We start from the raw sequence: 17,727 nt of genomic DNA on the forward strand, positions 1-17,727 counted from the left end.
CGTTCCGGCTATGCTGCCCGAGATGATTGAACCGCCGGCACCACCTGCATTTCGAGGTGCTTGCCGTTGTGTCCGGTAATCATAACGCGCTTGAGGTCACGGGGAATAAGGCCGGGTGCAGCGACCAGCGAAAAGTTTTCCGTATGGGCCATGCCGTTCATCTCGACGATGATCGACTGCTCCGTCCCGACCATGCGGTCAAGATGGGCCCGATGAAGCGCCTCTCCACGGGCACGCAGCCGTGCGGCGCGCTCCTTGACGAGCGCCCGGTCGAGCTGCGGCATGCGAGCCGCCGGCGTGCCCGGACGCGGGCTGTAGGGGAAGACATGCAGGAATGAAATGCCGGCCGCTTCGGCAAGCGTGGCCGCACCCTCGAACATCTCTTCCGTCTCCGTCGGGAAACCGGCAATCATGTCGGCTCCGAAGGCAATCTCGGGCCGCAGGCGTCGCGCCTGCTCGGTGAAGGCCAATGCTTCCGCACGATTGTGGCGCCGTTTCATCCGCTTCAGGATCATGTCGTCGCCATGCTGCAACGAGAGGTGCAGATGCGGCATGAAGCGCGGCTCGTCGGCGATCAGGTCCCACAGGTGCCGGTCGGCCTCGATGCTGTCGATGGAGGACAACCGCAAGCGCAGGATCTCCGGCACCTGCTTCAACAAGGTCTTGGCAAGGTAACCGAGCGAGGGCTGCCCCGGCAGGTCGGCGCCATAGCTCGTGGCGTCCACACCCGTCAGCACGATCTCGCGATATCCAGCTTCGACAAGCTTGCGCGCCTGCTCAACGACCGCACCCATCGGCACCGACCGTGAATTGCCGCGGCCATAGGGAATGATGCAGAAGGTGCAGCGATGGTCGCAGCCGTTCTGCACCTGGATGAAGGCCCGCACATGCCCGTCGATATGCTTCACCATCTGCGGCGCGGTGGCCTTGACGCTCATGATGTCGTTGACGCGCAGCTTTTCTTCCGCTGACACGCCGAAATCCGGGAGCGCCCGGTAGAAGTTGGCCGTCAGCTTTTCTTCATTGCCGAGAACGGCATCGACTTCGGGCATTTCGGCAAAGGTCTGCTTTTCGGTCTGCGCCGCACAGCCGGTGACGATGATGCGCGCATGCGGGTTCAGCCGGCGCGCCTTGCGTATGGCCTGCCGCGCCTGGCGCACCGCCTCGCCGGTGACGGCGCAGGTATTGACCAACACGGCATTGTTGAGCCCCGCCTTTTCGGCCTCGGCCCGCATCACTTCCGACTCGTAGGTATTGAGGCGACAGCCGAAGGTAATGACCTCGACGCCGCTCAATGAACCAGAGCCTCCGGCTCTTCGTCGCGGGTGAAGTGGCCGGTCGCCGGATCGACCTTGCCGGACCATTCCCATTCGGCCGGCCCCGTCATCACCACGTGGTCGTCATTGCGCCACTCGATGACGAGCGGCTGGCGGCTCGGGCTGGACGCGACATCGATGGTGACCGTGCGTCCAGTACGGCCGGTGCGGGCGGCCGAGACCGCAGCGGCACAGGCGGCCGAACCGCAGGCGAGGGTTAGGCCTGCGCCGCGCTCCCAGGTGCGGGTGCGCAGCGATGACCTGGAGGTGACCTGCGCCAAGGTGATATTGGCCTTTTCCGGGAAGATCGGGTGGTTTTCCAGGAGCGGCCCGAACCGCTCCAGGTCAAACTCCATCGGATCGCTGGTCACCCAGAAGATCGCATGCGGATTGCCCATCGACATGGCCGAGGGAGAATGCAGCACCGGCGCATCAATCGGTCCGATCTGCAGCTCGATGCGGCTCGTGTCGTGAAATTCCTCCGCCAACGGGATCTTGTCCCAAGTGAAGACGGGCTTGCCCATGTCGACCGAAATCGTGCCGTCGGCATGTTCCTGTGCGTTGAGGATGCCGGCCACCGTCTGGAAGGTGAAGGCCTTGCGGCCTGTTTCGGCGGCGAGCGCCTGCACCACGCAGCGCGTGCCATTGCCACAGGCCTGCGCCTTGGAACCGTCGGAGTTCAGGATGTCGATCCAGGCATCGGTCCCTTTTGCCTTCGGGTCATGGATCGCCATGATCTGGTCGAACTGCGTCTGCGGATCTGCATTCAAAGCCACGGCGGCTTCCGACGTGACCTTGTCGGTGCGGCCGCGCATGTCGACGACGAGGATCTTGTTGCCAAGCCCGTTCATTCGCGCAAATTCGACCAATTGTGCCATGACGTCATTCCATAACAGGGCAAGCGCCCGTTCCTCCGGGCTATATGGCGGAAAGCCGGCTGATTTACCAGTGGCAACGCTATCGCGACAACAACGGCTGTCGCGACCGGAAGGTCAGCCGAAGATCTGGTCCACCAGTTGATGCACACGCAGGAATGCTGCCTTGGCGCCGTCGGCCATCTTGGCCTCATCGGCCTCCGACAGATCAAGCGCGTTGAAGTCTGCCACGAACTCGCGCCAATGCAGCCCACGCCCCGCCGGATGCGGCGCGAGATGCCGCGCACCGAAATCCGCCGTGAGACCGAGCTTTGCCGCTTCTTTCAAGAGGAAAGCCGCGCCGAGATTGGAGCCTTCGGCAACATACAGCCATCCGAGTGCGGCAGGTATCTCAAGCGCGCCAGCCGTGGATCGCAGCACCGGCGGCGTTTCTCCCGTGACATCCATCAGGTCCTGCCGCAACGCATCGAGCCGCGCGCGGTCCTCAAGCTTCGGCAGGAGGGCGTTCAGCCGTGGATCGAGGTAAAGAGGATCGACGTCGGCATGGAAATGATGCTGCACCTGGAGGAAAAGCGCGTAACGCTCGCGACTTGCGAAGGGCTGGGCGGCCATGATGCGCTTGTCGAGCCGGTCATGCGTGGCATCCGTCAGGGATTTCAGGCGCTGGATGCGGGTCTTCTCGGACGTCTCAAGTTCAATCTGCATGCGATTCTCGTAACGCACTATCGGAGAAACATCACCTAAAACTTCACCCGGCAAAGGTGACCGAGGTTCAGGCGCGTGCCGAAGGGACCTCGAACACCTGCCCCGGGCGCATGGCCTGGAAGCGATGGCGCGGGATGCCACGGCTGTCGAGCGCCGCCTGCAGCGCCTGGACCGGCTCCTCGACACCCTCGTCCGTCAGCTTGAAGGTGCCCCAGTGGTGACCGGCGACAAAAGCGGCACCGCAAAGCTGCATGCCTTCCACCGCCTCCTCCGGGTTCTGGTGCTGCGCCTTCATGAACCAGCGCGGCTCGTAAGCGCCGACCGGCAGGTTGGCGAGCCGGAAGCCGCCATGTTTCTTCTGTGCCGCGCGGTAGTTGATGCCCTCGTGGAAGCCCGTGTCGCCGACATGGTAGATCTTGCTCGCCGGTGTCTCGACAACGAATGCCGCCCACAGCGCCATGCGGCGGTCGCCGAGCCCGCGGGCGGACCAGTGGTGGCAGGGTTCGCAATGAAAGACCACGCCAGGCGCCATCTCTTCGCGTCCGCCCCAATCCATAACCGTGATCTGGGCATCAGGCACCTTGCTGCGGATGATCGCGTCATTGCCGAGTGGCGTGACGAAGCGTGGCTTGTCGCGCCCCTGCAGCACCCACAGCGTTTCGAGATCCAGATGGTCATAATGATTGTGGGTGACGATGACGATGTCGATCGGCGGCAGGTCGCCCATGCGCACGCCGGGCGGATTGACGCGTTTTGGCCCGGCAAAGGAAAACGGGCTGGTGCGCTCGCTCCAGACTGGATCGGTGAGGATGTTCAGGCCTGCAACCTGGATCAGCATCGAGGCATGGCCGATCATCGTCACCACGAGCCGGTCGCCGCTGACGCGCGTCTCCGGCGTCGCCTGATTGAACGGACTGGCAAACGTTTCGGGCCAAGGGACATTGCCGTTGCCGAGCTTCCAGCGCAGCAGGTTGAAGACCCCGCTTGGCTCCTCTCCATCCGGATTGAAGAACAAGGTCCCGTCGAAATGGTCGGATTGTGGGCCGGAGTAATATTTGTTGCCAGCCATTGCGCTCCTCGCGGTCATGCCGCCACCCAGCGCGGCGAGCGCTCCCAACCCAGTCCATTTGAAGAAGTTGCGTCGATTCATGATACGTTTATATGGAGCGGCCAGAACAGCTTCAACAGTACGCTCCCACATGACACCAATACTGCGAGCAGACGTGCAGCCTTGACTTCCCGCACCTTTTCCTGTCTAAGCCCGTCGATCTGCTGACAAGTCATGACTTGGAGCCGCCGACCGGGGCCGACATACTGAGCCCGGAGGTCAACATCCGACAGCGCGTTGCGCCCTCGGGTGCTTTTTGGCTTTGCCCGCTTTCGGGCGTCTTGTTTTCGTCGCAGAAAGACCCGACGTTTCGGCCAACCGAAACGCGAAAAGGAAGATACGATGTTCGAAAGCCTCCAGGACCGTCTTGGCTCCATTCTGAATGGACTGACCGGCCGTGGCGCATTGAGCGAAGCGGATGTGTCTGCGGCTCTGCGCGAGGTTCGCCGTGCCCTGCTCGAAGCGGACGTGGCGCTGGAAGTTGTCCGTTCCTTCACCGATCGGGTGCGTGAAAAGGCAGTTGGCGCCGAAGTCCTGAAGTCGATCAAGCCCGGCCAGATGGTCGTCAAGATCGTTCATGACGAACTGGTCGAGATGCTGGGTTCGGAAGGCGTCGGCATTGACCTGCGCGCCGCCGCCCCCGTCGTCATCATGATGGTCGGCCTTCAGGGTTCTGGTAAGACGACCACCACCGGCAAGATTGCCAAGCGGTTGACGGATCGCGAGCGCAAGAAGGTGCTGATGGCGTCGCTCGATACGCGTCGCCCGGCCGCCCAGGAACAGCTTCGCCAGCTTGGTGTTCAGACCGGCGTCGACACGCTGCCGATCATCGCCGGCCAGTCGCCGACCGATATCGCCGCACGCGCCGTGCAGGCCGCCAAGCTCGGCGGCCATGACGTTGTCATCCTCGATACCGCCGGCCGTACCCATATCGACGAGCCGCTGATGCAGGAGATGGCGGAGATCAAGCGGAAGTCCAATCCGCATGAAATCCTGCTCGTTGCCGACAGCCTCACCGGCCAGGATGCCGTCAACCTCGCCCGCAACTTCGATGAGCGCGTCGGCATTACCGGCCTCGTCCTGACCCGCATGGACGGCGACGGTCGTGGCGGTGCAGCACTTTCAATGCGCGCCGTTACCGGAAAGCCGATCAAGCTCATCGGCGTCGGCGAAAAGATGACGGAGGTGGAGGAATTCCATCCCCGCCGCATCGCCGACCGTATCCTTGGCATGGGCGACATCGTCAGCCTCGTTGAGAAGGCTGCCGAAAACATCGACGCGGAAAAGGCCGCGGCGATGGCCAAGAAGATGCAGTCCGGCAAGTTCGACCTGAACGACCTCGCCGAACAGCTGAAGCAGATGAAGCAGCTTGGCGGCATGGGCGGCATCATGGGCATGATGCCCGGCATGGCCGGCATGAAGGACAAGCTCGCTGCCTCCGGCATGAACGACAAGATGTTCGACCGCCAGATCGCCATCATCCAGTCGATGACCAAGGCCGAGCGCGCCAACCCGGACATCCTCAAGCACAGCCGCAAGAAGCGCATTGCCGCCGGCTCCGGCACCGATGCCGCGGAAATCAACAAGCTTCTGAAAATGCACCGCCAGATGGCCGACATGATGAAAATGATGGGCGGCAAGGGCAAGGGCGGCATGATGAAGCAGATGATGGGCGGCCTTGCCTCCAAGATGGGCCTCGGCGGTCTTGGTGGCCCAGGGGGAATGATGGGCGGCATGCCGGATCTCTCCAAGCTCGACCCGAAGCAGCTCGAGGCGTTGCAGAAGCAGGCCGAAGCCGCTGGCCTGAAGCCCGGCGGCATGCCGGGGCTTCCGGGCGGCATGGGTGGCGTTCCGGGCCTTGGCGGCGGCAAGCTGCCGGGGCTGGGTGGTTTTCCGGGCCTTCCGGGCCTACCCAAGAAGAAGTAAGGGAGAACATTCGTGGTTGATCCGCAAGTCAAGGCACAGCTGTCGAGCTACCGTCAGTCGATCGACAACATCGATGCGGCGCTCGTTCACATGCTGGCCGAGCGTTTTCGCTGCACGAAGGAAGTGGGCGTCCTGAAGGCCACCTACGAATTGCCGCCGGCAGACCCGGCGCGCGAGGAATACCAGATCGAGCGCCTCCGCCGCCTGGCGAAGGAAGCCAATCTGGATCCGGATTTCGCCGAGAAGTTCCTGAACTTCATCATCAAGGAAGTCATCCGGCACCATGAAGCCATTGCCGCCGAACACGGTGGCACGAAGCAATCCGCATAACCTGAAAAAACGGGCCGTCTGACGGTCCAAACAACCCGGACCGCCGAAGGCGGCCCAGAAACCCAAGGAGTGAATGACATGTCCCTGAAGATTCGTCTGGCCCGCGGTGGCTCGAAGAAGCGTCCTTACTACACGATCGTCGTTGCCGACGCTCGCAGCCCGCGTGACGGCCGCTTCCTCGAGAAGCTCGGTTCCTGGAACCCGATGCTCGCCAAGGACGACGCAAAGCGCGTCGAACTGAACGCAGAGCGCATCCAGGACTGGCTCGCCAAGGGCGCACAGCCGACCGACCGCGTTCTCCGCTTCCTGGCGGAAGCCGGCATTGCTCAGCGCGACGCCAAGAACAACCCGGAAAAGGCAAAGCCGGGCAAGAAGGCTCAGGAGCGTGCAAAGGAGCGCGCTGCCAAGGCTGCTGAAGCCGAATCCGCCGAAGCATAAGCTTCTGCCATCGCACTGCGATGGTCACGGGCAGCGCGGAAACGTGCTGCCCGTTTTGCTGTTTGCTTTTGGTTCCGCTTTGCTTAAATGACCCCACGGCAACAGAGATGTAAGACCCATGGCCAAGCTCGAAAATCCAGTTCTCATGGCGACGATCGGCGCAGCCCAGGGCCTGCGCGGCGAGGTGCGGGTCAAGTCCTATACCGCAGATCCAACCGCGCTTGGTGACTACGGCAACCTGCGCAGCGAAGACGGCCGCGTGTTCGAAGTGCTCGAAGTACGCGAGGCCAAGAACGTGGTGATCGTCCGCTTCCGCGGCATCAACGACCGCAACGCAGCCGAAGCGCTGGCGGGGCTGGACCTTTTCGTCGAGCGGGAAAACCTGCCCGATGAAGAACTGGACGACGACGAGTTTTATTACGCCGACCTCGAGGGCCTCGAAGCAGTCGGCAATGATGGCAAGAGCTACGGCACGGTGAGCGGCGTCTATGATTTTGGCGCAGGCGACCTGCTCGAACTGAAGGGCCCGGGCCGCCGCCCGGCGCTGATCCCGTTCTCCGAAGCGGCCGTGCTGGAAATCGATCTCGAGGGCGGCAAGATCCTCATCGACCCACAGGCGGCCGGCCTGATCGACGACCCGGACGAAGACGGCAAGGCGCCTCAGTTTCCCCCAAAGGGTAAATGAGCGCGATGACCTTTCGCGCGACAATCCTGACGCTCTATCCGGAGATGTTTCCGGGCCACCTCGGCTTCTCGCTCGCCGGCAAGGCGATGGAGCGCGGCCAATGGGCGCTGGACGCCGTGCAGATCCGCGATTTTGCCACCGACAAGCATCGCACCGTCGATGATACGCCGGCCGGCGGAGGCGCCGGCATGGTGCTGCGCTCGGACATCCTTGCCAAGGCGATCGATCATGTCTCGACAGACGACAATCGCCCACGGCTGCTGATGAGCCCGCGCGGCAAACCCCTGACGCAGCAGAAGGTGCGCGAACTTGCGCTTGGCGAAGGCGTCATCATCGTCTGCGGCCGCTTTGAAGGCGTCGACCAGCGGGTCATCGATGCGCGTGGGCTGGAAGAGGTGTCGATCGGCGACTACGTCCTGTCCGGTGGCGAACCGGCAGCGCTGACGCTGCTCGATGCCGTTGTCCGCGTGCTGCCCGGGGTGATGGGCAACGCCCTTTCCGGGACCCATGAAAGCTTCGAGAACGGACTGCTCGAGCACCCCCAATATACCCGGCCGCAGGTTTTCGAGGGGCGCGAAATCCCCGCGGTGCTCACCTCTGGCAACCATGCGGCGATCGACAAGTGGCGGCTGGAAGAGGCAAGGCGCCTGACGGCGGAACGCCGTCCGGACCTGCTGAGATAACGCCTCAACCCGTGACGAAATAATAGATCGTCAAGGCGATACCGACACCGACGACACACCAGCGAAGCACGACCTGCGGAACGCGCCGCGCCATCCAGACGCCGGAATAACCGCCAAGCCCGCCGGCCGGGATCATCACCAGCGCTTCCGGCCAGGCAATGACGCCACCGCCGATGAAGACGACAATTGCGACCATGGCGATCAACGTCGCGAACATGTTCTTGAGCGCATTGAGATGGTGGTAGTTGCCGCCCATGGTGATGCCGAGCACGGCGAGCATCATGATCCCCATGCCGGCGCCAAAGAACCCGCCATAGATCGAGGTGAGGAACTGGCCGATGACGGTGGACGGCGAATTGGCCGTGCGTTCGGCGGTCGCCTTCGGTGTCAGCCACGGTCCGGCCGCGAAAACCGCGGTCGCCGCTGCGAGAAGCCACGGGACGAGTGAACGGAAGGACGGATTGTCGAGCGACAGCAGGATGAGCGATCCGCCCAGGGCGCCGAGCAGGGAAACGGCTGAAAGGAGCAGCGCACCCCGCCAGACCTTGGAGATCTCGTCCTTGTAGGCGAGCGTCGACGTGATATAGCCCGGCAGTTGCACGATCGACGACGTGGCATTGGCGGTGATCGGCGGAACCCCGGCGATGGTCATTGCACCGAAAGTCAGGAAAGTACCGCCGCCGGCAATCGCATTCACCGCGCCAGAAACGAACCCGGCGGCGGCCAGCAACACGATCATTGTTATTGTCATTGAAAATTCCTCATCCCTGATTTGCGGAGATATCGCCTTCGCTCAGGCCCGGCAACAGCAGGTTTGACGGAAAAATTTGCACCCAATGGGATGACAAGTGCTGCTCTTTGGTGTAATGGCGCACCCGGACGTGGGAGATACTCCCCCTCGACCAGCAACAAAGAATGGCGAACCCGCTCAGCCGAATGGCAAGTTCCGAGGCATGGACCAAGGAATGAAGGAGCGCTCTGGCTGTTTCAGAAGAACCAAGGGTTTGAGACGATGAACATCATCCAGCAGCTTGAGGCCGAACAGGTCGCCAAGATCGAAGCCAAGCGTACGCTTCCTGAATTTTCCCCGGGCGACACCGTTCGCGTCAACGTTCGCGTGACGGAAGGTAACCGCACCCGCGTACAGGCTTACGAAGGCGTTTGCATTGCCCGTTCCGGCGGCGGCCTCAATGAAAGCTTCACGGTCCGCAAGATTTCCTACGGCGAAGGCGTTGAGCGCGTATTCCCGGTTTGCTCGCCGATGGTTGAAGGCGTTGAAGTCGTTCGCCGCGGTAAGGTCCGTCGTGCGAAGCTCTACTACCTGCGCAACCTGCGCGGCAAGTCGGCTCGTATCGTCGAGAACACCGGCGTTCGCGCTCGCAAGCTGAACGACGCCGAGCGTCAGGCCGTTGCCGAAGAAAAGGCACGCCTGGAAGCTGAAAAGGTAGCTGCAGCACAGGCTCTCGCCGCCGAAAAGGCAGCAGCAGAAGCCGCTGAAGCCAAGGCAGCTGAAGAAGCAAAGGCTGCAGAAGCAGCAGCTGAATAAGCTTCTCGATCGAATTGATCTGGAAAGGCGGCTTTCGGGCCGCCTTTTCTGTTTCTGGAGCGCGGCCAGCACCCAAGTCGCGCAAATCCGTTGCCGATTTCGCCGAAAACTGTTATCCCGGCAGCCATGGGATCAAAATTCAGATGCCTCGCGAACCAGATCATCGTGCTGCAGGACCACAAGCGTCTGCCGGCACGCTTCTTCGCGCGGGTATCCGGGGCGCTTTGCGACCGACTTAGCTGATCTTCTCAGCTTGGGCAGCCTGATGCTGCCACTCTTCCCGATACTCACTTCATTCAGCTGAACGGATAGCAGCCATGAGCGCACCACGTACCCTTTATGACAAGATCTGGGACGACCACGTTGTCTCGACCGACGAGAACGGCACCTGTCTTCTCTATATCGACCGTCACCTCGTCCACGAAGTGACGTCGCCGCAGGCGTTTGAAGGTCTGCGCATGGCCGGCCGCAAGGTGCGCGCGCCGCAGAAGACGCTTGCCGTCGTTGACCACAACGTGCCGACTACCTCCGACCGCCACGAGGGCATCAAGAACGAGGAAAGCCGCATCCAGGTGGAAGCGCTGGCCCAGAACGCGCGTGACTTCGGTGTCGAATATTATTCGGAAAAGGATGTCCGCCAGGGCATCGTGCATATCGTTGGCCCCGAACAGGGCTTCACGCTGCCGGGCATGACGATTGTCTGCGGCGACAGCCACACCTCGACCCACGGCGCTTTCGGCGCGCTCGCGCATGGCATCGGCACCTCCGAAGTGGAGCACGTGCTGGCCACCCAGACGCTGGTGCAGAAGAAGGCCAAGAACATGCTCGTGCGTGTTGATGGCCAGTTGCCGCCGGGCGTCACCGCCAAGGACATCATCCTCGCCATCATCGGCGAGATCGGCACCGCAGGCGGCACCGGCCACGTCATCGAGTTCGCCGGCGAAGCAATCCGTTCGCTGTCCATGGAAGGCCGCATGACGGTCTGCAACATGACGATCGAAGGCGGCGCCCGCGCCGGCCTGATCGCACCGGACGAGACGACCTTCGAATACATCAAGGACAAGCCGCGCGCCCCGAAGGGCACAGCCTGGGACATGGCGCTCGACTACTGGAAGACGCTCCACACCGACGAAGGCGCGCATTTCGACAAGGTCGTCGTGCTTGATGCCGCCAACCTGCCGCCGATCGTCTCCTGGGGTTCCTCGCCGGAAGACGTCGTGTCGGTTCAGGGCGTGGTTCCGAACCCGGATGAGATCCAGGACGAAACCAAGCGAGCCTCCAAGTGGCGTGCGCTTGACTACATGGGCCTGAAGCCGGGCACCAAGATGACCGATATCGCGATCGACCGCGTCTTCATCGGCTCCTGCACCAACGGCCGCATCGAAGACCTGCGCGCCGCCGCCAAGGTTGTTGAAGGACGCACGGTTGCGCCGACGGTGTCAGCGATGATCGTTCCGGGTTCCGGCATCGTCAAGGAACAGGCGGAAGCCGAAGGCCTCGACGTGATCTTCAAGAACGCGGGCTTCGAGTGGCGCGAGCCGGGCTGCTCCATGTGCCTGGCCATGAACGATGACCGCCTGAAGCCGGGCGAACGTTGCGCATCGACCTCTAACCGCAACTTCGAAGGCCGCCAGGGCTACAAGGGCCGTACGCACCTCGTGTCTCCGGCCATGGCCGCAGCCGCAGCGATAGCCGGCCACTTCGTCGACATCCGCGAGTGGAAATAACCCGCTTCCGCTAAGTCATGCCTCGATGCCCGGCGACAACGCCGGGCATTTTTGTTTCAGCCGAGAACCCTCACCAACGTTCCCTTCCGCAGGAAAGGCAGCAAGCGCTTCATGTCGCGCAGGCTGACGGCAACACAGCCGGCTGTCGGTTGGTAGCCTGGCTTGATCAGGTGGAAGAAGATCGCCGAACCGCGGTGGCGCCGGCGCGAGGTGATATTCCAATCGAGTACGAGGCAGACGTCGTAGAGGCCATCCGCCCGCTTCATCTCCTCATGGCTTGGCTTGAAGGGGGCCTTCACTAGCTGGTTATAGGAAGGATGGTTCGGCTGGTCGCACCACAGCATGTCAGCCTTGATGCGCTTCATCGGCAGCCCGGTCGGCGGCAGGCGCACCCGTTCCCCGCGTGTGAAGCCACAGAGAAGCCGCATGCTGGCGATTGGCGTCGCGCCATCGCCCTCCCGCTTCAGGCAGGTCGTGCCTGAACGCCCGAGCGCCGCCTGCATCGTGACCGGGCCAATCGAAACCAGGGCGCGCTGTCGGTTGCGCGGCGCCGTTCGCACCGTGATGATCGTCGGACGATCACGGCGCTGATGACGAGAATGCTGCATTTTTCTCACAAGGTTTTGCTTTGAATATGATTTCGTTTGAATTCATAGCACGTTGGGATTTAGATCGAACAACCTGAATGTGCATGAAAAGGCTTACGCCTGCACCGGGTGAACGAAAGGCATGACGCATGGCAGCACGTACGATACTTCTGGTGGATGACGACGATGATCTGCGCGAGACGCTTGTCGAGCAGCTGTCGTTCTACGAAGAATTCTCGATCCTCCAGGAAGCCAATGCCGCCAAGGCGATGAACACCGCCAAGGCGAGCCAGATCGACCTGTTGATCATGGACGTTGGCCTGCCTGACATGGATGGGCGCGAGGCTGTGAAGCTGCTGCGCAAGAACGGCTTCAAGGCGCCGATCATCATGCTGACGGGCCATGACACCGATTCCGACACGATCCTTGGCCTGGAAGCCGGCGCCAACGATTATGTCACCAAGCCCTTCCGCTTTGCGGTCCTGCTGGCACGTATCCGTGCCCAGTTGCGCCAGTACGAGCAGAGCGAGGACGCGACGTTTACCGTCGGCCCTTACGTGTTCAAGCCGAGCCAGAAGCTCCTGACCACCGAAGACGGCAAGAAGATCCGCCTGACGGAAAAGGAAGCCGCGATCATCCGCTACCTTTACCGCGCCGGCCAGAAGGTTGTGACGCGCGATATCCTGCTTGAAGAAGTCTGGGGCTATAATTCCGGCGTGACCACGCATACACTGGAAACCCACGTCTACCGCCTGCGGCAGAAGATCGAGCGTGATCCTTCCAACGCCGAGATCCTCGTCACCGAGAACGGCGGCTACAAGATCGTTCCGTAAAGGCAGGCATCAGAACCACTCATGGCGCTTATCGAGGATATCCGGCTGCTGTCCCAGGTCCCGCTGTTCCGGGACATGACCGAGGACCAGCTTCGGCTTGTCGCCTTTGGCGCCGAGCGGCGCCAGGTGGAGCCGGGCAAGCAGCTGTTTCGCGAGAAGTCGCCGGCGGAATCCGCCTTCATCGTCGCGCGCGGCCATTTTGAGCTGCGTGTGACGGGACGGGATGGCGAGCAACGGGTGGAGGCTGTGGTCGGCCCCGGCACACTCCTGTCCGAGCTCGCGCTCGTGACCATGGTAGAGCGCAAGTTCACCGCCGTTGCAGTGGAAGACGCCGAAGCCATGAAGATCAGCCGCTCGCTGTTCCACCGCCTGCTGGAGGAATATCCGCAGGTTGGCCGCGTGGTCGAGGCACGCATCAAGGATAACATCGCGGGGCTGGCCAAGGCCGCTGCCGCGATGGAGCACCGGTTCCGATAGATCGACAAGGGCAGCCCGTCAGGCTGCCCCTCACCTACCCTAAAACTTGAACACCGCCGTCACCGGCACATGGTCGGACGGCTGGTTCCAGCCACGTGCTTCCTTCAGCACTTCGATCCGCTCCAGGAAGGGGCCAAGATCCGGCGACGACCAAATGTGGTCCAGGCGGCGCCCCTTGTCGGCCGCCAGCCAGTCCTTCGCGCGATAGCTCCACCAGGTGTAAAGCTTTTCCGTTTCCGGCACGTGTTGGCGCATCAGGTCAAGCCAGCCGCCCTTCTGCATCACCTCGATCAGGCCGGAGGTCTCGACTGGCGTGTGGCTGACGATCTTCAGCATCTGCTTGTGCGACCAGACGTCATGCTCGAGCGGCGCAATGTTGAGGTCGCCGACGAGAATTGACGAAACGCCGGGCATCGGATCCGCCTTCAGCGCCTTCATCTCTTCCACGAAGTCGAGCTTGTGGCCGAACTTCGGGTTGATGCTGCGATCGGGTGCATCGCCGCCAGCCGGGACATAGAAGTTGTGCAGCCGGATGCGGCGCGAGCCGCGCTCGAAGATCGCCGAGATATGGCGCGCATCGCCGACATTGCAGTAGTTCTGGCGGTGGTCTTCCAGAAGCGGCACCTTCGAGGCGATCGCAACGCCATGATAGCCCTTCTGCCCGTGAATGATCACATGGGCGTAGCCAAGGTCCTTGAAGGGCTGGAGCGGGAATTCCGGCTCCTGGCACTTGATCTCCTGGAGGCACAGGATGTCCGGCTTGTGGCGGACGATGAACTGCTCGACGATCGGCATGCGCAGCCGGACCGAGTTGATATTCCAGGTGGTGATGGAAAACGTCATAAACGAAAACCTCGCATTTCACCACGAGGTTTAGGAAATTTGCGTCGCCGCGGAAAGCGAAAAGGCCGAGGATGCGGCTTAAAGCTTGCGGACTTCGTCGTAGGGGATCGTGAAGACCTTGTTGTCGAAGTTCACGCCGTTGCGGACGTTATAGATCATCACCGAGGTGTCCTTGTTCTGGGCATCGGTGATCGTCCACTGGCGAAGGTCATAGGTCTTGGAATCGAACATCATGGTGATGGTCGAGTCGCCGAACACAGTCCTGTTGCCGAGCACGATGGTGGTGAGGTCGGATTCCTCGCGGACGTCGCGCACCATCTGGTTGCCAAGGTCGATGCGGTTCGCGAGCAGCAGGCTGAGCGGCGTCTTGGACAGCGGATAGATGTCCCAGGTCTTCAGCTTCAAATTGCCGATCACGACATTCTTGCCGTCTGCGATGACGCGGATCGGGGACGGATCCTCGAAATTGAAACGAAGCTTGCCGGGACGCTCGATGAAGAACTTGCCGCCGGTCTGCTCCCCGCGGGGGCCGAACTGCACGAATTCGCCCATCATCGTCTTCACCGACGAAAAGTGGTCGGCGATCTTCTGCGCGGCCGAGGATGACTGCGCGAAACCAAGCTGCGGGACCAGCGTCGTGGCTGCCAGGCTCAGGAGGCCAAGCGAGAACTGCCGGCGCCCGATATTCGAAAGGATCGATTTTTCTTCTGTCATTCTGGTCTCCTACCCTGCTTCTCTCGGCGGCAAACACGGCGGCTTGAGGGCAGGCGCGCCGTGATCACGAAAGCCTTACCGATCGAGGATGTCGCTCTCGGTCGGCACCAGTATCTCGCGCTTACCGGCATGGTTGGCAGGGCCGATCAGCCCCTCCTGCTCCATACGTTCGATCAGGGAGGCGGCACGGTTGTAGCCAATGCCGAGGCGGCGCTGGATGTAGGAGGTGGATGCCTTGCCGTCACGCAGCACGATCGCCACCGCCTGATCATAGGGATCATCCGAGTCGGAGAGGTTGGACGTGCCCGCTGGCCCGCCGCCTTCATCCTCTTCGTCGTCGTCCGCCGTGATCGCATCGAGATATTGGGGTGCGCCCTGCGTTTTCAAGTAGGCGACGATGTCCTCGACTTCCGTGTCGGACACGAAAGGCCCGTGGACACGCTGGATGCGTCCGCCACCGGCCATGTAGAGCATGTCGCCCATGCCGAGCAGTTGTTCGGCTCCCTGCTCGCCGAGAATGGTGCGGCTGTCGATCTTCGACGTGACCTGGAAGGAGATGCGCGTCGGGAAGTTCGCCTTGATCGTACCGGTGATGACGTCGACCGATGGACGCTGGGTCGCCATGATGACGTGGATGCCGGCTGCACGCGCCATCTGCGCCAGGCGCTGGACCGCACCTTCGATATCCTTGCCGGCCACCATCATCAGGTCGGCCATTTCGTCGATGATGACGACGATGTAAGGCATCGGCTGCAGATCGAATTCTTCCGTCTCGTAGACGGCCTCGCCCGTCTGGCGGTCGAAGCCCGTCTGCACTGTCCGGGTCAGGACCTCGCCCTTTTCGATCGCCTGCTCGACGCGGCTGTTGAAGCCGTCGATGTTGCGCACGCCGATCTTCGACATCTTCTTGTAGCGCTCTTCCATCTCGCGGACGGTCCACTTGAGCGCGACAACGGCCTTCTTCGGGTCCGTGACCACGGGAGAGAGCAGATGCGGGATGCCGTCATAGACGGAGAGTTCTAGCATCTTTGGGTCGATCATGATCAGGCGGCACTTTTCCGGCGTGTAGCGGTAAAGCAGCGACAGGATCATCGTATTGATGGCGACCGACTTACCGGAGCCGGTGGTACCGGCGACAAGCAGATGCGGCATCTTGGCAAGGTCGGCCACGACAGGTTCGCCGCCGATCGTCTTGCCGAGCGCCATGGCGAGCTTCGCCTTGCTGCCCTCGAAATCCTTGGAGCCGATCATCTCCCGCAGGTAGACGGTTTCGCGCGTCCTGTTCGGCAGTTCGATACCAATTGCGTTTCGACCCGGAACAACGGCGACACGCGCGGCGATCGCACTCATCGAGCGGGCAATGTCATCGGCAAGACCGATCACGCGGGAAGACTTGATGCCTGGCGCAGGCTCGAGTTCGTACAACGTCACGACCGGACCCGGCCGGACGTGGATGATCTCACCCTTGACGCCAAAATCCTCCAGCACGCCTTCGAGCAGGCGTGCATTCTGCTCCAGCGCATCGGCCGACAGCGACGCATCGCGCGCAACGGCCTTCGGTTCGTTCAGAAGGTGGACGGACGGAAGCTGGAATCCATCGGGGGAAATGAAGCTGGATTGTGCGTCACGGGCAACGCGGGCGCTCGGCTTCGGTGGCGTTGCGGCAGGGACAACGCGCGATGAGCTCCGCCCGGCCGCCTGCGAGGCGCGTGAGGCTGCAAAAGGCAGGTCATCATCATCGGAAAGGATGCCGGCCGGACGCGGCGGCATGTCGTCCACGTCAAATGGTGGATCGTCATCGTAGTCGTCATCCAGCGCGGCAATCGCTGGCGTCGACACAACGCGGCGCGGATTGGCCGCACGCGGAGCCGGACCGTCCAGCGAAGGCTCCAGCCGCTGGCCCGCCGTCGCCGGCGTCACCTTGGCGCGCACCGGTTCGTTGAGCGTGCCGAACTCGTCTTCGTTGAAGTCGTAAGGCTGGTCGAAGGCCATGCGCGGACGCGGCTTGATGCCGACGATCCGACGCAGGCGCGCCTGAGTGATGTACCAATAGTGGGCGATGGCGCCAAAGGCGATGACGTTCGACAGGCGCGTGAGAAGCCCATCCTCATCATCTTCATCCTCGACCTCTTCGCGGCGCGGCCGCGCCCGTGCGACGACAACCGGCTGGTCGTCATCGGCAAATTCCTCCTCGAACGCTTCGCCCACGAGACCGGAGGCAAACAGCATCAGGTAGATGCAGGGGATGGTGAAGATGCAGCCGAGCACGGTTGCCACCATGCCGGTCGGGTAGGCGCCGACGAAGAGCGCCGGAAAGCGCAGGATCATGTCACCGATGACACCACCGATGCCGTTCGGGATCGGCCAGGTCGGCGGCGCCGGAAAGCAGCCGAGCGTCGCGGCGGCGAGCAACGTGCCGCCGCCCCAGGCAGCCAGCCGTGCAGGAATGCGGTCGTAACGGCGGCCGGAAATGAGCGCCAGCGCCACGGCAAGGATCGGCAACAGCGCGACGATGCTGGCAAGACCCAGGAACTGCATCATCAGGTCGGCAAAGGCAGCACCTGAATATCCGAGAATGTTGGTGGGCGGGTTGTCGGTGGCGTAGGAGAAACTCGGGTCGGACACGTTCCAGGTCGCCAGCGCTGCAACCGCAAGGCCGAGCCCCACGACGACACAAAATCCGGCCAAGGCCAGTGCCTGTCGCAACACAAAAGCCGTGAGCACATAGCGCGTCGAGTGGTTCGCCATCGTCGCGGAACTGCTTCTGCCCATTTCCTGTACCGCCGTTCTTGCCACGTCCAGCCTGCGCGAGCCGGCAGATGCCTGCGACTCGCACGATTCCTTCCAACGATAGCGGGCGGATGGTTAAGACGGCTTTAACCTCAATGAATGGTGAAGATCAGCCGAAACGGCAAAAGGCCCGGACATTGTCCG

The 17,727-nt window shown here is 62.2% G+C and carries 18 protein-coding genes; 9 read left to right on the forward strand and 9 right to left on the reverse strand.

The genetic code is table 11. The features are described from left to right. Nucleotides 1-8: 8 nt before the first annotated feature. From mtaB to CYG48_RS13960, 4 genes are all read right to left on the reverse strand, one after another. Nucleotides 9-1,295, reverse strand: coding sequence for a tRNA (N(6)-L-threonylcarbamoyladenosine(37)-C(2))-methylthiotransferase MtaB (mtaB, locus tag CYG48_RS13945; protein ID WP_118850926.1), 1,287 nt, complete (start codon nt 1,293-1,295; stop codon nt 9-11). Continuing rightward, nucleotides 1,292-2,194, reverse strand: coding sequence for a diaminopimelate epimerase (gene dapF / locus CYG48_RS13950; protein ID WP_118850927.1), 903 nt, complete (start codon nt 2,192-2,194; stop codon nt 1,292-1,294). Before dapF ends, mtaB begins: the two co-directional genes overlap by 4 nt. A 114-nt stretch (nt 2,195-2,308) precedes the next feature. Further along, complete coding sequence (locus CYG48_RS13955) at nt 2,309-2,896, reverse strand: biliverdin-producing heme oxygenase (RefSeq protein ID WP_118850928.1); 588 nt, start codon at nt 2,894-2,896, stop codon at nt 2,309-2,311. Between the two features lie 67 nt (nt 2,897-2,963). Next, the gene (locus CYG48_RS13960; protein WP_118850929.1) at nt 2,964-4,046 is read right to left on the reverse strand and encodes an MBL fold metallo-hydrolase; all 1,083 of its coding nucleotides are present in this window, start codon (nt 4,044-4,046) and stop codon (nt 2,964-2,966) included. A gap of 300 nt (nt 4,047-4,346) precedes the next feature. Here CYG48_RS13960 and ffh point away from each other — a divergent pair, with 300 nt between their 5' ends. From ffh to trmD, 5 genes are all read left to right on the forward strand, one after another. Further along, entirely contained in the window at nt 4,347-5,930 is a 1,584-nt protein-coding gene (ffh, locus tag CYG48_RS13965) for a signal recognition particle protein (RefSeq protein ID WP_118850930.1), read from the forward strand. Nucleotides 5,931-5,942: 12 nt separating this feature from the next. Beyond that, nucleotides 5,943-6,260 (forward strand): chorismate mutase, encoded by a 318-nt coding sequence (locus tag CYG48_RS13970; protein ID WP_118850931.1) that lies wholly within the window; start codon nt 5,943-5,945, stop codon nt 6,258-6,260. A 78-nt stretch (nt 6,261-6,338) separates the two neighbouring features. Further along, complete coding sequence (gene rpsP, locus CYG48_RS13975; RefSeq protein WP_118850932.1) at nt 6,339-6,698, forward strand: 30S ribosomal protein S16; 360 nt, start codon at nt 6,339-6,341, stop codon at nt 6,696-6,698. Between the two features lie 118 nt (nt 6,699-6,816). Beyond that, nucleotides 6,817-7,383, forward strand: coding sequence for a ribosome maturation factor RimM (rimM, locus tag CYG48_RS13980; RefSeq protein WP_118850933.1), 567 nt, complete (start codon nt 6,817-6,819; stop codon nt 7,381-7,383). A 5-nt stretch (nt 7,384-7,388) separates the two neighbouring features. Further along, entirely contained in the window at nt 7,389-8,066 is a 678-nt protein-coding gene (trmD, locus tag CYG48_RS13985; RefSeq protein ID WP_118851669.1) for a tRNA (guanosine(37)-N1)-methyltransferase TrmD, read from the forward strand. Between the two features lie 4 nt (nt 8,067-8,070). Here the strand turns inward: trmD and CYG48_RS13990 are convergent, their stop codons facing one another. Continuing rightward, the gene (locus tag CYG48_RS13990) at nt 8,071-8,817 is read right to left on the reverse strand and encodes a sulfite exporter TauE/SafE family protein (RefSeq protein ID WP_118850934.1); all 747 of its coding nucleotides are present in this window, start codon (nt 8,815-8,817) and stop codon (nt 8,071-8,073) included. Nucleotides 8,818-9,078: 261 nt separating this feature from the next. Between CYG48_RS13990 and rplS the strand changes: the two genes are divergently transcribed. Next, on the forward strand, nt 9,079-9,612 hold the full coding sequence (gene rplS / locus CYG48_RS13995) for a 50S ribosomal protein L19 (RefSeq protein ID WP_118850935.1): 534 nt from the start codon (nt 9,079-9,081) through the stop codon (nt 9,610-9,612). 317 nt (nt 9,613-9,929) lie between these two features. Continuing rightward, nucleotides 9,930-11,339 carry a 3-isopropylmalate dehydratase large subunit gene (gene leuC, locus CYG48_RS14005; protein ID WP_118850937.1) on the forward strand — a complete coding sequence of 470 codons (1,410 nt, stop codon included), beginning with the start codon at nt 9,930-9,932 and terminating at the stop codon, nt 11,337-11,339. Nucleotides 11,340-11,395: 56 nt separating this feature from the next. On the opposite strand, the gene CYG48_RS14010 is transcribed toward leuC, so the two are convergent. Beyond that, entirely contained in the window at nt 11,396-11,947 is a 552-nt protein-coding gene (locus tag CYG48_RS14010) for a L,D-transpeptidase family protein (protein WP_118850938.1), read from the reverse strand. A 128-nt stretch (nt 11,948-12,075) separates the two neighbouring features. On the opposite strand from CYG48_RS14010, the gene CYG48_RS14015 reads away from it, so the two are divergent. Together CYG48_RS14015 and CYG48_RS14020 are read left to right on the forward strand one after the other, a co-directional pair. Further along, nucleotides 12,076-12,759: a response regulator transcription factor gene (locus CYG48_RS14015; RefSeq protein ID WP_118850939.1), complete on the forward strand. Its 684-nt coding sequence runs from the start codon at nt 12,076-12,078 to the stop codon at nt 12,757-12,759. Between the two features lie 21 nt (nt 12,760-12,780). Continuing rightward, nucleotides 12,781-13,236: a cyclic nucleotide-binding domain-containing protein gene (locus tag CYG48_RS14020; protein ID WP_118850940.1), complete on the forward strand. Its 456-nt coding sequence runs from the start codon at nt 12,781-12,783 to the stop codon at nt 13,234-13,236. Between the two features lie 39 nt (nt 13,237-13,275). Here CYG48_RS14020 and CYG48_RS14025 read toward each other — a convergent pair whose 3' ends face one another. The 3 genes from CYG48_RS14025 to CYG48_RS14035 all read right to left on the reverse strand — a co-directional run bounded on the left by CYG48_RS14025 (nt 13,276) and on the right by CYG48_RS14035 (nt 17,565). Continuing rightward, nucleotides 13,276-14,079, reverse strand: a complete 804-nt coding sequence (locus CYG48_RS14025) for an exodeoxyribonuclease III (protein WP_118850941.1) — start codon at nt 14,077-14,079, stop codon at nt 13,276-13,278. 78 nt (nt 14,080-14,157) lie between these two features. Next, nucleotides 14,158-14,793, reverse strand: a complete 636-nt coding sequence (locus CYG48_RS14030; protein ID WP_118850942.1) for an outer membrane lipoprotein carrier protein LolA — start codon at nt 14,791-14,793, stop codon at nt 14,158-14,160. Between the two features lie 75 nt (nt 14,794-14,868). Next, nucleotides 14,869-17,565, reverse strand: a complete 2,697-nt coding sequence (locus CYG48_RS14035) for an FtsK/SpoIIIE family DNA translocase (RefSeq protein WP_118850943.1) — start codon at nt 17,563-17,565, stop codon at nt 14,869-14,871. Nucleotides 17,566-17,727: the final 162 nt, after the last annotated feature.

It is taken from the genome of Neorhizobium sp. SOG26 (genome assembly GCF_003491345.1).
Lineage (GTDB): Bacteria > Pseudomonadota > Alphaproteobacteria > Rhizobiales > Rhizobiaceae > Neorhizobium > Neorhizobium turbinariae.